The following is a 15,449-nucleotide window of genomic DNA, read 5'->3' as shown; positions in this document are numbered from 1 at the left end:
TCAGGAAAGTACCTCGACCAGTGTCGGTGCAGAATCATCCAGCATGTGCGCTTCCACCTTGCGTAGATGTCGACGCCAATGCTCGACAGCGCCCTCCTGGTCTCCTGCAGACAGTAGCTTCAGCAACCTGCGATACGAACGCAGCGCGACCTCGTCGATGGCGCGTTCGCGATCAGCCCCTCTGATCGAGATGAAGAGCGTATTGTGGGCGTCCAGAATTCGAAGCAACATACCCATCATGATCGACATCGTTTGCGAGCAGGCCAGGTCCACGATTGCCTGATGAACACGGGTATCGATCTTGGCAAATGCAACTGGGTCGCCGATCGCCTCAGCGGCTTCTGCGACGAGATCACAGAGTTCCGTCAGATCGGCATCCGCCGAGGCGCGTAAGGCGGCGACCTCGATCTCCGCCCGGGCACGATAGACGTCTGCGAGCGCTACACCTTTGTATTGCAGCAGCAGTCCCATATGACGCGCCGCTACCGATTCGTCCGGTGCAAGAACGCGCGCCCCGCCGTGTGCGCCCCGAAGTACGACGATGATCGATTCCGACTCCAGGATGCGGAACGCCTCACGCATCGTCGGCCGCGACACGCCGTAGCGCTCCATCAGGGCCGTTTCACCCGGGAGAGGATCGCCCGGCTTCAGCTCGCCTGTAACGATCTGCCGCCGCAGCTGAGCTGCAACGAGTTCTCCCGCTTTCGGAACGCGTACCAGCGATGATTCCGTGCCAACCGACATAGCGCCCTCTCGCGAACCCGTTAAAATCAATCTAATCCTATAACTATAGGGCACGGCGCGAAGCAGCGTCGCGTCGACCGGTCGGGATGCTCACTCATGGTTACGCCGAACTGCTCATTGACGATGTTTCGGGAATTGAGTGAGTGGTGATCATAAGGAAGTCCGGTGTGGTCGAGGAAGCTGTGACATAGGTCGTAGCTCGAGCCGATCCGAGTAAGCCCTGGACTCGGTCCCCGGTCGAGGCTCTCCACCCGCACACTCGACGCCACGTACAGCCGTGGTTTGTGCCGACGCCGACTTCACCGGCCCGGGCAATCCCCACCAGGCGGGTTCATTCGAACCACAATCCTAGTTTCGCCGCGAACACACCACACGGCGGCAGATAATTGTGGTACCGGTAAAACCGAAGCTCGGGAAGGGTCAGCCATGTCCGATCGTAGCTCGAGAGTGAATCCAGCGAGTTCCGAGTATCCCTCCGGCAAACAAGCTTTCGCGGCCGGCACGTCGATGGGGGCCGCCGTCATCATGGTCACCGTCGGCATCATCCAGTTCTTCCAAGGCATCGCGGCGGTCGCCGAAAACGAAGTATTCGTCGGCGGCATAAATTACGTCTACAAATTCGACCTCACCACCTGGGGCTGGATCCACATCATCCTCGGTGTCCTCGTCGCGATTGTCGGCCTCGCCCTCTTCACGGGCGCCGGGTGGGCCCGAGTGTCGGCCATCATCGTCGCCGCCATTTCGATCTTGGCGAACTTCCTCTGGCTGCCCTATTACCCGTGGTGGTCACTGCTGATCATCGCCCTCGACGTCGTCGTCATCTGGGCTGTCTCGACGTGGAATCCGGAACCAAATAGCAGAAAGGCGAACCTTCGCGGTACCGGCACTCCCGCTCGGTAACTCGGCCGGGGATCACGGTCGACGCAACAGCAATCCGCACTTCCATTTCCTTCATCGTGCAGAACTCGAAAAGTCCCGACTCCAGAGGAACGGGTGACGACCCAGGAAGCACCTCATCTCGACGTTCACCCGTTCTGGTGAACATCCGCGACTATCCCCGAGAACACAGTGAAACGAACGGGAGCGACAACAATGACATACACCTACAAGGTCGTCGAGGTCCGCGAGAAAATGATCGGCGGCAAAATGTCCGGCGGCAAACTCGAGGACCTGCTCAACCAGTACGCCCAGCAAGGATGGCGTCTCAAAGCAATAACCTCGTCCGATGTCAAGGGCAGAATCGGCCCTGGCAGCGTGGAGGGACTGCTGATCACCTTCGAACGCGAAAGCTGAGCAGGTCCGGACACGAACAGCCGACGTGTTCTTTGCGCCGAACATCACTTTCGCCGTGAGGCGGGGAGCAGGCGAGGCCCCGGGAGCGGGGCACCGGTGTCGGCGAGCATCACCGACGCCAACGGGACGGTGACCCGGTGGGTCAGGCCACGACAGGGCACGGCAACGTGTCGGGTTACGCATTCACCGCTAGCGCGAGCACGACCTCCTGTTCGTTCGCGGGAAGGTAGTGGACGTCGAGTACCCGTCCGACCTGCACGTGCGCGACGCTGCGTGAGGGCAGGAACTTCTCGACGCGGGTGGTGAATGTCGATCCGTCGGGTCGGCTGACAACCAGGCCGAGGTGCACCTTGGGATGCCCGTTGCGAATTTCCCCCGGAACGCTGAGCGACTGCACCACCGCCTGGGCTGCGACTCCCCGCGCGGCGATGTCGAGCTTGTCCACAGAGGTGATGCCTTGCCGGATCATGGTGTGATTCCACGCTTCGGTGACGGCGGCGGTGTCGCCGGAGCGATCGATCTCGACCTTGTCCGTGCGCCCCGGCACGTACCGCACGGGTAGCACGACACCGGGCCTGAGCAGCGCCAGTTCGGTGAGCGGCACAATCATTTTCGCGTGCGACTCGAATGTTTTTCCGTCGGCGTCCTCGACACCGAGATCGATTCGGACCTCCGGCTGATCGTTGAGGGTCATCCCGGTCTGCCGTACTGCGCGCACGGTACCGATCCCGACCGACCCGTTGCGGAACGCTGCGCTGTTCGTCCCGGTCAGTGCCGCCATCACGCTGTCGCCGGTGAAGGCGAAAACCATGATGAGGAGGGTCGTGGCGAGGATCGGCCAGATCATCTGCGGCCCGACCCAGGCGAGACCTTCGATCCCGTAGTCCGTTGCCCCCCGGTTACCGAGGCCGTACCAGAGGTAGTAGCCGACGGACCCGACGAAGAACGTGAGTGCTGTGATGCGCAGGATCTTGTTCATGATGTTTCCTTCCGATACGTGTGGGTGGTGAGGGCAGTGCCCCGGCGCGCGCGAATCACGCTGCAGCAGAGTCTGTCCGAGACTCGCGCGCGCCGTGGCGATAGTGGTGTGGGGCTCAGCCGCCGACGATGGTGGAGCACGCGAAGGTGAGGTCGAACTTCGCCGTGGTCGGCGCGGTCGGATTGCTCATGTCGGGAGCGCCGACGCCTTCCCCCGTCACCTTGTACACGTCACCGTCCTTCACGACCGTCGCGGTGCCGCCGGGCATTCCCTGGCCGAATCCGAGGGCGTAGGGCAGCCCGTTGGACCCGCCCTTGCTGCCGGCGATTCCGACGGCCTGCACGGTGTCGGTGCCGGTGATGGTCGCGCTCACGGCCAGGTCCCCGTACGTGGCATTGCCGGTGTCGGCGAGAGCCAGCGCCAGGGTGTCACCCTGCTTGGCGCAGGTGGCGTCGAACGTGGCGTCCAACGCCTTCCCGTCGATGACGGCCGCTGACGCACCGGCCGGGCTCGCGGCGTTCGACTTCTCCGAGGCGACCGTGGGGGCGTCGGAGCTGTCATTGGACCCTTCGCTGTCACTGCAACCCGAGAGCAGCAGGGCTGCAGCCGCAATCGCGACGATGCCTGCCGTGTATGCGCGCTTCGGCTGAGTCCGAATGATCTTGTTCATGATCCGTCCTTCACGTGTCGTGAGGGGCGCTCGGCGCCCGTCTCCGATCTCTTCGGCCCGCGGTGTGGGGCCGATGGCTGAAAGGTATGGACGGCCCGCGCCCTACCGATCCCAGATTTCTGCCGACCTGCGCCGAGCGCACCTGCGGTAGCCTGCTCGAATGCGGACGGAAGCGAGGGGGGCGACGGCTACTCGGCGACCCCGCGCCATGGTCCTGGACGAGGTGTGGCGGGAACTGGACGGCGTCGAACCGCTCAGCGGCCCGGACGGCGGGCCGCTCAGCCGCACAGTCAAACTGATCCTCGATCCGCTGGTGATTCGTCCGGTGCAGAACCCGGCGTGCGCCGGTCCGGTCGTCTCCTCCGACGGCGCGGGGCTTCTGGCGACACGCCTGCACGCCTCCGCTGATCTGCTGCGTGCCACGGCAGCATGGTTCACGCTGCTCAAGCGGGTCCGCCGTGCACTACGGATCACCGAGGGCAATCCGCAGGACCTGTACTTTCAGCGCTGTTTCGAGCTGGCCACCACGGCCGGCCCGCCGGACCCTGACCGCGGCGAGTCGATCGCGGCAGACACCCTGCGCGACGTGCACGAATACTCGGCCGGACGCACCACCCAGGCGTTGAAAGCCCATATCACCGACCCATCGCAGGCCCGGCAACTCACGGCACTCATCGATCTCGCCTGGGGCCGACGACCGCTCTCGCGTGTCGCTCTCGAGGACGACACCTCGAAGATCGAGGCACTTCTCGATGCCTGCCCCGGTGCACGGCTCGATGAATCGGACGACTCCGGCCAGTGCGTGTTCGACGGGTTGGTCTCCGGTTCCGCCGGAACCCACTTCGGAATTGCGCTGTGGACACCCTCCCCTGCGTACACGGCTCACGAGCTGGGATTGACAACACACCCGGTGCCTGGGGCGCCCGTCCTGGGAATGTCTGCGTCCACCGCGGCCCTGGGACTTCCCTTCGACCGCACCGTCCACGAACGTGTTTTCACCGTGCTGCGCGCCTCGACTGAGCGAGCCGACCTTCCGCCCGTCGCCGAGTTGGTCACGACGGAGATCGCGCGGAGTTGCTCGCCGTGGGCCCTGCTCGACGAGTCGCTGCGGGTGGTTGCGACCGCGGGGGCCACGCTGGCCGTAGATTTACGGCCGATCGGGGCCGGTGATCGTGATCCTGCCGCCGACACGGCCTCGAGCCGGGTGATCAACGGCCGCTGGCAGCGCGAGGCGTATGTACTGCAGGCTCGCCGGCTCGCGCTGAGCACCGCCGACCGGTCTCTGCCCGACACCAATCCGCTTGCCGCTATCGCCGCCGAACTCCGGAAGCCGTGGCAGCCGTACCTGCGGCGCCTGTGGGTGCGCTTGCACGGCCGCGACGCCCGGGAGTCGTCGGTGCACGCACTCGACGAGGTGTGGGACCTCCTCGACGGCGTCGCCCGATCGGTCATTCTCGACCACCGGATGCGCGTCAAACAGGCACTGAGCGTGCTGCCGCTCGCCGACTCCGCCGATTCGTCCCGATCGCGGGCAAGCTGATGCCCGACTCGGTGACGGTGCGGGCGGTAGCCGGAGGCCTCTGGGTGATCACTCCTGGCGACGCCCCCAGTGTTCTGGACGACGACCCGGGTATCGACGTTGCCGTCCTGGAGGTCGCCGGTGGTCATCTCAGCTGGAGTGTGCTCACCGAGCCCGCCCCGCCCACCGCCGTGATCGACGACGTCACCTCCGCACAGGACTGGGTGTGGGCGCTGTACGGCGAGGCAGTCGCCCTGGCGCTGGCCGAGCCCGCAGTCGCCTTGGCGTCGGCCGACCCCGGTGGGTCTGTGCACGAGGTCGAATGCAGGCCGGCACGCCCGCGCCTGGCCGCGAATGTTCGGCGACTCGCCTTCGCGCTGTGGGCCGCACGCTGGTGGCCGGCCTCGACGATCGATGCCATACCGGCCCTCGACGACGCCCTGCTGGACCGCGACATCGCCGGACTTGTCGACGACTGCGAGTCGGTGGTCGCCGGCGCCGACGCAGTCCTCATGGCCGTGCCACCGCGGCCGGCAGGAAACGCGGCGCGCGCGGGGGATTACGCACTCGCGGCCGGCACTGCCACGGCGGTCCGGGCCGGCACCCTCGTCCTGGCGCGGGGATCCGGCGGAACCGATTGGCGCCGTTGCCCTCCCGGCCTGGTCGACGCATCCGAGCGGGCAGTGTCCTGGGAGGTGCAGCGGGTCGCCGGAAACACCACCGTGCGCGTGGCTGTGGTGGGAGCGCCGAATCTGTCCGGGGCCGTGCCCGCACACCTACGGCCAAGCGCGACCGTGGCCGGCGCCGACCCTTTCCGCACCGCCGACGTCGAACTACACCTGATCGGCGACACCTGGGTCGGCGACACCGACGCCCCACCGGGATCGGAACTAGGGGTCACCGTGAACGTCTACCTGCCTGGCTTCGGCGGCAACCTCCACCCGGCACCCGGCGGGCGCGACGTCCGCGATCGAATCCGCGACCTCGCGCGACAGCGACTCCAGCGCGCCGCGGCACCGGAGTCGGACGACGACAGCGACGTGCCCCTGCTCGCCGAGATCGACGCCGCCGCCTCGGAAGCGGATTTTTGACATGACGGATTCCTTGTCACCGGACGAAGCCCGTGAACTGCTCGCCGCCGACGCCGGCGCACAACAGATAGTTACCCAGCTCGACTGCCCGGCGCTGACGGAACTCGGATTCAGTTCTGGTGACGGCGACCAGCTCACACTCGACGTGATGACCATGCCCTGAGAAGTGGATTCGATGAAGGATCCTGGCGATCGAATGAGGACCGCACCCACCGGGTGCGGTCCCGCAGACTAGTTAGACAGCCCGCACATTCGTGGCCTGCGGGCCCTTCTGTCCCTGGCCCACCTCGAACTCCACACGCTGGTTCTCATCGAGCGACTTGAAGCCGCTGCCCGAGATTTCCGAGTAATGCACGAAGACGTCCGGTGTTCCGTCATCGGGTGCGATGAAACCGAAGCCCTTCTCGCCGTTGAACCACTTCACGATGCCCTGCGCCATGCCGATACTCCCTAAATGTCGATCCGGGCACTCACATCGAATTCCCGGGCGAACTCTGCTGATCGATGACGGACGGCGACGTCGGGAGTCGCATAGGCGTCGAGCAGTATGTAGGAAGGTGGCGAGTTCGTCGCTCTTGCGTCGCAGGCAGCGACGCAGGTGTCCCATTCGGACTGATCCGGTGCAGCCCTTTGGTGGTGCGCGGCTGAAGTGGCCGATGAGACAGATTTCAACCATGAAGAGAAACCGTGGCGGATTCTCACGGAGAGTGCCGGGCCAGTGGCGGATCCGCCATTGTTGAGAGACACGAACCCACAGATCGACATGCAAGACACCCGCGTCGACGTCACGTCAGTCACCGACTTGAGCTGTCCGAGCTCCATCAACCGGTGACATGGCACAATTCCGGCATGCTGAGACTGTCCCAGGCGTGGGCGACCACGGATTCGATCCCCCGACTTTTCGGTTACCCCAGCGCCCTTGGACTAGCTGTCTCAGCTGCTGTGCTGGTGTCCGCATGTGGTGCCGGAGAAAGTGACGCTCCGGTCGCTGGAGAGACCCCCGTTTCGACAACGGTCTCGGATTCGCCGACATCGGACTCTACGGAAGCGGCCACATCTACTACCATTACGAACTCGCTACCTGCGGTCCGGAATCATGCAAAGCCGGCCAAGAGCCTACTTCTCACAGATGATCAGCTCATAGGGAGTGGCTGGAAGGCCGATGACGATACCGACCCTGAAGCCTCGGAAGTGCAGGCGGCGTCTCAGCCTGAGTGTAGTAACCAGTCATGGGCACTGAACACTCCCAGTGTTGTAGAAAAAGCCGCCGCAGCATGGCATTTCGACGAGGCAGACCAGGTCGAACTGATTACCAGCCAAGCCTGGAACTACTCGAGCCCCGATGCGGCATCAGCCGCGATGACAGCGTATCGGGACCTCGCTGCCCGGTGCGTTTCCTGGGACACGGCAGACACCGGTTCCGGCTACGCATATCACGAGCAACAAGAACTATTTGATGCCCCAATCACCGAGGACACAATGGGGCGGCAGGGCATGACGACGTCGATCAAGTACCCCGAAGTCGGCAGCTTCCCCATGCACTGGGCAATCGCAAGGAGTGGTTCCACGATCATTCAGGTCGCATACCGCCCCGGTTCGTTGCTGCCGCTCCACGAAGGGCGCGCGCGCGTCGTGGAGCTTGCCGCGACGTCGGTGGCAAAGGCGGAGGACTAGGTTGACAGTCCTCAAGGAATGTCCATGCCCCAGCACCCGGCAAAATCGTGAGGGTCGAGGCGCCGGCGATGCTCACGGTAGCCACCAGCACTCCGGACCCGGTCACGGTGGGACCAGGCGGGTACACGTAGGCGAAGGCTTCGCCGACGTCACCGGTCGAGAGGTTCCGCCAGTGGACGACGCATGCTCCACAGCCCAATCCGATAGCCACGAAATGGGTGAGACCAGGTGCCGACGGGTCGGTCCTGGCGATGATCCATCCGCCGGCTGGACCTGGTGTACGCCAAATGGGGTCGGGGGGAGTGAGTCCGGCCACGGGGATCGGGAAGGGAGTGTCGACCGGCGCAGCCGCAGCGACGTGGGCACCGAGGAGGGTTAGGACAGCCGCAACCGTTACTGCTGCGCCACACCGGACAACGGTGGTCCGCGACTCGGATAGGCGAGTCATGGTGCCCCTTTTCGGGTAGTGGCGGAAGGCGTGCCTCCCATTCTCTCCGTCTGCGCCGCGATTTGTCTGACGATTCGGGGTGGTGTCCGGTCGAGGGTGCGCGCCAGACGCCGTTACCGAGCACAGGCACACTTCCGCTGAGGGGCGATGGGTCGGTGCCCCCGATTGATTGATGAATTGTCGGCACGGCTGGAACACTGAGCTTGTTGGACCCGATGGCGGGTGTCATCAGTGAGGGGAACATTTCGTGAAGGCCGACACGCGGGAACTCAAGCAGATTCTCACTACGCCGATCCAGTACGTCATTCCGACGTTCCAGCGGGATTACGAATGGACCGAAGTCGGTCAGTGGACGCTGCTTTTCGAGGACCTGGTTTCAGCTGCCGAGCGACTTGTCGACGCCCGGCAGATGGCTCAGGCAATGAAGAAGCCTGCAGCGATGTTCGAGAAGACTGTGGCGCCCCACTTCCTCGGCGCTATTGTTTGCGATCAGCTTCCGTCGTTGACAGGTGGCATCGACGAGCGCGCGGTCATCGACGGACAGCAGCGGCTCACCACGTTGATGCTCCTCACCCGAGGCGTGCTGGATGCTCTTGTCGAACGCGACTCGGACCTGGTGGATCAGGTACGTCGCCTGCTGTGGAATCCTGCGGACCTCACAAAGCAATCGCACGAACGGTACAAGCTCTGGCCTCGCCGCAAGGATCGTGACGTGTGGCGGACCGTGATGGATGACGAGGCCGTCCCGCCAGGAGACCATCTCTACGAGCAAGCTCGGCGTTTCTTCGGGCATCAGGCACGTGAAGCAATGACCAGTGAGGACGGAACGGATCGATCCGCGGCGCTTGTGCATGCATTGGTCGGCCTTTTCAAGCTTGTCATCATCGACCTCGAAGACAACGATGACGCTCAGGTCATCTTCGAGGTCCTCAACGGGCGTCAGACCCCCTTGTCAGCCTCCGACTTGGTCAAGAATCTGCTGTTTCTCCGCGGAGAGTTCACCGAAGACACCGACGTCGACGCGCTGTACGACAAGTACTGGGCGGAGTTCGACGATCCTTGGTGGAAAGTCGAGATTGGTCGCGGCCACGCCGCTCGCGGCCGACGGGACGTCGTGCTTTCGGCGTGGCTGTCGGCAGCAACCGGCCACGAGGTCAACGTCGGGCACCTCTACGGTGAAGTCCGCAACTATCTCGCCGCAGCTGACCTCCCGACAGAAGTGGTGCTGGCCGACATCTACGCCTACGCCCGCGCATACGGTCGACTGCACCGTCGTTACCCGGTCATCAACGTCCGCATCGAGGATGCGTATCAGAAAATCAACGCCCTCGAGGTCGTGACCGCGACTCCTCTTCTGCTGTGGCTCAGCACCCGCTCTGCGGACGCCTTATTTGCGCAGGAACACATCACGGCAGTCTCGGCAGTCGAATCCTGGCTGATGCGCAGGGCGCTCGTGAATGCGAACACACGCGGATACGGTCGAACCTTCATCGAGGTGCTCCAAGCTGCCCAAGCAGCCGAAGCGGGGAACCGCCCGATCGCCCTCGCAGTTGTCGCCGCGTTGGACGGAACTGGGCGAGCTCATTGGTGGCCCACTGATGAGGAGATCACCGAAAGCTTCACCACAAGGCGCTTCTATGACGGAGTCCTCAGCCGCGGGCGTCTGCGCCTGCTGCTCTCCGAGATTGATCGAGCACTGCGTGCCCGCAACGCGAAGACCGAACAAGGACAGTTCAACTACGACGTCCTGCAAATCGAGCACATCATGCCGCGGAACTGGCCGGCGAACTGGCCGGTGGACATCGCTGACGAGTCCGAGCGTCTCGCCGCAGAGCAGCACCGCCAGCAGCATGTCGACCGCCTCGGCAACCTCACGCTTATCACCGGGTCCTTCAACAGCTCTTTGAGCGACAGCGCATGGGACGTAAAACGAGCAGCTCTGCTGGAACAATCGAAGCTTCAGCTCAACGCCCGAATCGGCGCAGCGGAGGTATGGGACGAGACCGCCATCACCGCGCGCGCGAAGGAACTCGCCGACATCGTGCACGGCATCTGGCGCAGTGCAGAAGAATTCTCGCGCACATAACTAGCCGCGGCGCCGTGGCAAGGTCGAAATGTTGAGTGGAAGCCGAATCGATGAGGCATCCGATTACGGTGTCGAGCCGACCGGCACGGATCCAGACTGCCCTACCCACAACCAACGTTTCTGGTGTGCCATAACCACTTCATGACGTTTCAGGGAGTCTTGATGCGGGAGGGCGTCGGCACGGTGGCCTCGTTCGTGATGCCCGAAGAAATGCCAGGGCATCGAGACAGATTGCGGTGGCCGTGCCGTGAGACAAGCGACAACTCCGCAGGTCGCAGTGTCTCAAGATGCCACCCGCAGCGAGATGTCTACAGCCTCTTGCTCGAATCAGGGGACACCGCAGGTGGCCTCGCCCGGGTCGAAGGACCGCGGCCGATCTGCAGGCGGCCGCGTACGCAACCCCGCCCGGCACAGAGTGGGCTCCGAAACCGTGACGGTTCGGGGCCGGCTATCACCGTGTCACGCTGCGTCGGTCGCACCCCTGTCGTTCGCGGTGGGGGGTTGAGGGCGGCGGCGAGCGTGTGCACGGTCGCGAGCACGGTGAGTGCGGTCTCGGCGACGACGTGGTGTCTCCGTTTGCCCACACAGCGATATTACCGATGCTGATCGCGGCCTCTCTGCCTTACGGCACCACACCAGGTGGGCCTCGTTTCCAGAGAAGCCACGTGCCTGGTTTACGACGGTCCAGGGTCGATAAAAGCGGACAGACCTGCCTACGCACGGTCTAACGGGGTTAGTCGGGTAGGGTCGACACGCGTCAGCACAGGTCGTACTGCAAGCCCCCGAGAGGAGTCCTTCCGTGCCCGAGCCGTGGCTGTCCGCTGATGACATCGCCGCCCACCTCGGCGTCACCAAGGACACCGTGTATGCCTGGATTGCCGAGAAAGGCATGCCCGCCCACAAGCTCGGCCGCCTGTGGAAGTTTCAGACCAGCGAAGTCGATGACTGGGTACGAGGCGGCGGAGCGGACGCTGCCCGAGACACGGCGGGGGCCTGAGCGTGCGCCTCATCAACAACGTCAGCGACCTATTCGGAGACGATCTCAAGACCGAAATCATGCCGGCTTCGAAGGTGCGCATCGCGGCATCCACTTTCTCGATCTTTGCGTTCGAATCGCTGCGCAAGGAACTGGACCAGATATCTGAGTTGCAGTTCATCTTCACGTCGCCCTCGTTCGTAACCGCGAAGGTGACGGACAAGTTGAGCAAAGAGCGCCGCGAGTTCTATATCCCGACCGGTCACGCGGAATCTAGCTTGTACGGCTCCGAGTTCGAGATCAGGCTGCGCAACAAACTGACCCAACGCGCAATCGCGAAGGAGTGCGCCGACTGGGTGCGCCGCAAGGTGACGTTCCGATCGAACGCCACCAGCAACCCTATGCAGCCTCTCGCCGCGGTCGACGAGACCGCCGTTTACTTCCCGATTCAAGGATTCACGACCACTGACCTCGGCTACGAGCGGGGGCCAGCTGTCTCGAACGTTGTCACCAAGTTCGAGGGCGCACCCGAGACACGACAGTTCCTCAGCATCTTCGACCAGATCTGGAACAACCCGGACCAGCTTGACGACGTCACCGAAGCGGTCTACGACCACATCGCCAGCGTGTACGCAGAGAACTCCCCGGCCCGCATCTACTTCCTGATCCTCTACAACCTGTTCTCCGAGTTCCTCGACGACATCAACGAGGACGTGTTGCCCAACGACCGCACCGGATACCAGGACACGAAGGTCTGGCAGAGCCTGTACAACTTCCAGCGCGATGCCGCGACCGGGATCATCAACAAGCTGGAGACCTACAACGGCTGCATTCTCGCTGACAGCGTCGGTCTCGGCAAGACCTTCACCGCGCTGGCGGTCATCAAGTACTACGAACTGCGTAACAAGTCGGTACTCGTCCTGTGCCCGAAGAAGCTCGCCGAGAACTGGACGAACTACAACGCGAATCTGACGACCAACGTCTTCGCTGGTGACCGCCTCAACTACGACGTCCTCGCGCACACCGACCTGTCTCGCGATCGCGGAGAGTCGCTGGGGCTCAGGCTGGATCGGGTCAACTGGGGCAACTACGACCTGGTCGTGATCGACGAGTCGCACAACTTCCGCAACGCGGACTACGCAGTGGAGAAGGAGTCCCGCTATCAGCGGCTCATGCGACTGGTCCTCCGGGAGGGCGTAAAGACCAAGGTGCTCATGCTATCGGCCACCCCAGTCAACAACCGGTTCAACGATCTGAAGAACCAGCTCCAGCTTGCATACGAGGGTGAGTCGGAGAATCTCGCCCAGCACCTAAATATCTCCGCCACTGTCGAGAAGGTTTTCAGCGACGCACAGCGCGTCTTCAACGAGTGGTCCAAGCTCGACCCGGGGAATCGCACGACCGACCGCATCCTTCAGATGCTCGACTTCGACTTCTTCGAGCTGCTCGACGCAGTGACGATCGCCCGGTCACGCAAGCACATCCAGGCCTTCTACGACACCACGGAAATCGGCGCGTTCCCCGAACGGCTCCCACCGAAATCGATCCGCGAGCCGCTCACCGACTTGTCCGACGTGCCCGGCTTCAACGACATCTTCGAGCAACTCCAAGCACTCACGCTCGCTGTCTACACGCCACTGGCATACGTCTTCCCGAGCCGCATCGGCAAGTATGAAGACCTGTACAACGTCACCGCTGGCAACGCACGATCGAACCTCGGACAGCGTGGCCGCGAGCAGGGGCTCAAGAAACTCATGACCGTCAACCTCCTCAAGCGGTTGGAGAGCTCGGTCGACGCGTTCCGTCTCACCCTGACCAAGATCGAGCACACCGTCGACCTGACCCTGAGCCGACTCGACTTCCACAGCGGCTCGACCGTCGACCTCGGAACCGCCCTTTCGGGCCTCGACTTCGACGTGGACGACGCGGACGACGCAAACCTTGAGGCGCTTTCCTTCGGAGAAAAGATCAAGATCGACCTCGACGACATCGACATCGTGTCCTGGCGTCAGGATCTGTGGAACGACCGTGAAACCCTCCGCGAGCTACTTGACGAGATGCGCAAGGTCATCCCTGACCGCGACCTCAAACTCCAAGCGCTCAAGCGACTCGTCGAGGACAAAGCCGCCCACCCAATCAACCCGGGAAACCGCAAGGTCCTGGTGTTCTCCGCCTTTGCCGACACTGCCAGCTACCTCTACCGCGAGCTCGCGCCAGCCGTCAGCGCCGCGGGATTGGAGGCAGCCTTGATTACCGGTGGCAGTAACGGCGCGAAGACGACACTCGGTACCGGCTACGATTTCCAACAGGTCATGTCACTGTTCTCCCCTCGGTCGAAGCAACGCCACCTCACCATGCCGAAGGAGACACGCGACCTCGACGTGCTTATTGGTACCGACGTCATCAGTGAGGGCCAAAACCTCCAGGACTGCGACTACCTGATCAATTACGACATTCACTGGAATCCGGTCAGGATCGTCCAGCGCTTCGGCCGCATCGATCGCATCGGCTCGACCAACGCCCAGATTCAACTGGTGAACTTCTGGCCCGACATCTCCCTCGACGAGTACATCAACCTCAAAGAACGCGTCGAGAACCGGATGGTCATCGCCGACCTCGCCGGCACCGCCGACGACAACGTCCTCACCCTCGAAGACAGCGATGCCGCGTTCCGCAAGGAACAGCTCCGCAAACTCCAAGATGACGTCATCGAACTCGAAGACGTCCGTACCGGCGTCTCTATCACCGACCTCGGGCTCAACGACTTCCGCATGGACCTCCTCGGCTATCTCAAGGAGTACGGCGACCTTGCCACCGCCCCGAAGGGCCTCCACGCAGTCGTGCCTGCGGATCCCACCAAGGGGCTCAAGCCTGGCGTGATCTTCGCGTTGCGCAATATGAACGCCGACGAGAACATCGACCGCGGTAACCGACTCCACCCCCACTATCTCGTCTACCTCGACGACGCCGGCAACGTCATCACAGACCACACCGAGGCCAAGCACATGCTCGACCTCCTCCGGTCCGGATGCCGCCCCTACGACCAGCCCGTCGCCGACGTCGTCCGCACCTTCAACGGCGCCACCGGTGAAGGCACGAACATGGGCAAGTACTCCGAACTGCTCACTGACGCGATCCACTCAATGATCGACGTCACTGAGGAACGCGACATCGACAGCCTGTTCACCGGCGGTCGCACCACAGCACTCACCCAGACCATCGCCGGCCTCGAAGACTTCGAACTCATCGCCTTCATCGCCGTCGTCGACCCCGCCCAAGGGGCGCCGGTCGATGAGTGACCCGGCCGCGAACCTGCTCTACCGATGGCCCGCCGCCGCCAAGTTCGGCAGTCGAGTGCCCAAAGAGAAGTTCTACGAGCACGGCACAGTCCCAACCACAGTGCGGGAAAAATTCGTAGCTGAGGTGCAGCGCATCACCTGGGCATACAAGCTGGCCGAGAACACGATCAACCTATCCGGTAGCATTGCCGTCCCTGAAATTCAGGTCTTCCAGCTCGAAGCGAAGGGCAATGACGTCTCCGAACCGGTGTTGACCGCGATCGACAAGGCCATACCGTTCCCCATCATCTTCGAGATCAGCCGCGGCGCAGGTGATTCCAGGAGTGTTCGCATGGTCGCTGTGCATAAGCAGCTCGGCGCTGGCGCTCCCAAGCTCGGCGCCTACTACAGCACAGGCTGGCAATCCGCCGATGCTGAGCGGCAGACACTCCCCGCCTCGATCACGCTGTCCGCCTTGTACACTGCCCTCCTCACCCCACTGACCCCTGTGGAGTTGCGGCCGGGTGAGGACATGTCGGAGGTCGCCGCCAGACTGCAGACAGTGCGCACGCTCGAACGCGAGATCGCCTCACTGGAGCGCAAAATCCGCACGGAGCCTCAGCTCAACCGCAAGATTGAGCTGAGGCGTGCCCTGAAGACGAAGCAATCAGAACTTGAACAGCAGAGGTAA

At 63.2% G+C, this 15,449-nt stretch carries 14 protein-coding genes; 10 read left to right on the top strand and 4 right to left on the bottom strand.

The genetic code is table 11. The features are described from left to right. Nucleotides 1-744 (bottom strand): FadR/GntR family transcriptional regulator, encoded by a 744-nt coding sequence (locus JQT59_RS08135; protein WP_213577516.1) that lies wholly within the window; start codon nt 742-744, stop codon nt 1-3. A gap of 426 nt (nt 745-1,170) precedes the next feature. Here JQT59_RS08135 and JQT59_RS08130 point away from each other — a divergent pair, with 426 nt between their 5' ends. Then, nucleotides 1,171-1,644 (top strand): DUF7144 family membrane protein, encoded by a 474-nt coding sequence (locus JQT59_RS08130; RefSeq protein ID WP_502939802.1) that lies wholly within the window; start codon nt 1,171-1,173, stop codon nt 1,642-1,644. A 192-nt stretch (nt 1,645-1,836) separates the two neighbouring features. After that, nucleotides 1,837-2,037 (top strand): DUF4177 domain-containing protein, encoded by a 201-nt coding sequence (locus JQT59_RS08125; protein ID WP_109334463.1) that lies wholly within the window; start codon nt 1,837-1,839, stop codon nt 2,035-2,037. A gap of 175 nt (nt 2,038-2,212) precedes the next feature. Here the strand turns inward: JQT59_RS08125 and JQT59_RS08120 are convergent, their stop codons facing one another. Beyond that, nucleotides 2,213-3,016: a hypothetical protein gene (locus JQT59_RS08120; RefSeq protein WP_213575684.1), complete on the bottom strand. Its 804-nt coding sequence runs from the start codon at nt 3,014-3,016 to the stop codon at nt 2,213-2,215. 115 nt (nt 3,017-3,131) lie between these two features. Then, the gene (locus JQT59_RS08115) at nt 3,132-3,686 is read right to left on the bottom strand and encodes a lipoprotein LpqH (protein WP_213575683.1); all 555 of its coding nucleotides are present in this window, start codon (nt 3,684-3,686) and stop codon (nt 3,132-3,134) included. A gap of 208 nt (nt 3,687-3,894) precedes the next feature. Here JQT59_RS08115 and JQT59_RS08110 point away from each other — a divergent pair, with 208 nt between their 5' ends. Genes JQT59_RS08110 through JQT59_RS08100 form a run of 3 tightly spaced genes read left to right on the top strand, consistent with a single transcriptional unit; the run spans nt 3,895 to nt 6,459 of the window. After that, complete coding sequence (locus JQT59_RS08110; protein WP_213577514.1) at nt 3,895-5,226, top strand: hypothetical protein; 1,332 nt, start codon at nt 3,895-3,897, stop codon at nt 5,224-5,226. Further along, a complete protein-coding gene (locus JQT59_RS08105; protein ID WP_213575682.1) occupies nt 5,226-6,296 on the top strand; it encodes a hypothetical protein in 1,071 nt (356 codons plus the stop codon). The genes JQT59_RS08110 and JQT59_RS08105 overlap by 1 nt, the downstream gene beginning before the upstream one ends. 1 nt (nt 6,297) lies before the next feature. Beyond that, entirely contained in the window at nt 6,298-6,459 is a 162-nt protein-coding gene (locus JQT59_RS08100) for a hypothetical protein (protein WP_213575681.1), read from the top strand. A gap of 72 nt (nt 6,460-6,531) precedes the next feature. Here JQT59_RS08100 and JQT59_RS08095 read toward each other — a convergent pair whose 3' ends face one another. After that, a complete protein-coding gene (locus tag JQT59_RS08095) occupies nt 6,532-6,735 on the bottom strand; it encodes a cold-shock protein (RefSeq protein ID WP_073365012.1) in 204 nt (67 codons plus the stop codon). Nucleotides 6,736-7,145: 410 nt separating this feature from the next. On the opposite strand from JQT59_RS08095, the gene JQT59_RS08090 reads away from it, so the two are divergent. The 5 genes from JQT59_RS08090 (at nt 7,146) to JQT59_RS08070 (ending at nt 15,449) form a co-directional block, all read left to right on the top strand. Further along, nucleotides 7,146-7,970, top strand: coding sequence for a hypothetical protein (locus JQT59_RS08090; RefSeq protein WP_213575680.1), 825 nt, complete (start codon nt 7,146-7,148; stop codon nt 7,968-7,970). Between the two features lie 695 nt (nt 7,971-8,665). Further along, nucleotides 8,666-10,504 carry a DUF262 domain-containing protein gene (locus tag JQT59_RS08085; RefSeq protein ID WP_213575679.1) on the top strand — a complete coding sequence of 613 codons (1,839 nt, stop codon included), beginning with the start codon at nt 8,666-8,668 and terminating at the stop codon, nt 10,502-10,504. 799 nt (nt 10,505-11,303) lie between these two features. After that, nucleotides 11,304-11,501, top strand: coding sequence for a helix-turn-helix domain-containing protein (locus tag JQT59_RS08080; RefSeq protein ID WP_213575678.1), 198 nt, complete (start codon nt 11,304-11,306; stop codon nt 11,499-11,501). A 2-nt stretch (nt 11,502-11,503) separates the two neighbouring features. Continuing rightward, nucleotides 11,504-14,779 carry a helicase-related protein gene (locus tag JQT59_RS08075; RefSeq protein WP_213575677.1) on the top strand — a complete coding sequence of 1,092 codons (3,276 nt, stop codon included), beginning with the start codon at nt 11,504-11,506 and terminating at the stop codon, nt 14,777-14,779. Then, nucleotides 14,772-15,449, top strand: coding sequence for a DUF4391 domain-containing protein (locus tag JQT59_RS08070; protein WP_213575676.1), 678 nt, complete (start codon nt 14,772-14,774; stop codon nt 15,447-15,449). Before JQT59_RS08075 ends, JQT59_RS08070 begins: the two co-directional genes overlap by 8 nt.

Origin of the sequence: Rhodococcus sp. USK13 (assembly GCF_018343855.1) — a bacterium.
GTDB lineage: Bacteria > Actinomycetota > Actinomycetes > Mycobacteriales > Mycobacteriaceae > Rhodococcus_F > Rhodococcus_F oxybenzonivorans.
The sequence above is the reverse complement of the archived record's forward strand: the minus strand, read 5'-3'. Positions and strand labels throughout refer to the sequence as shown.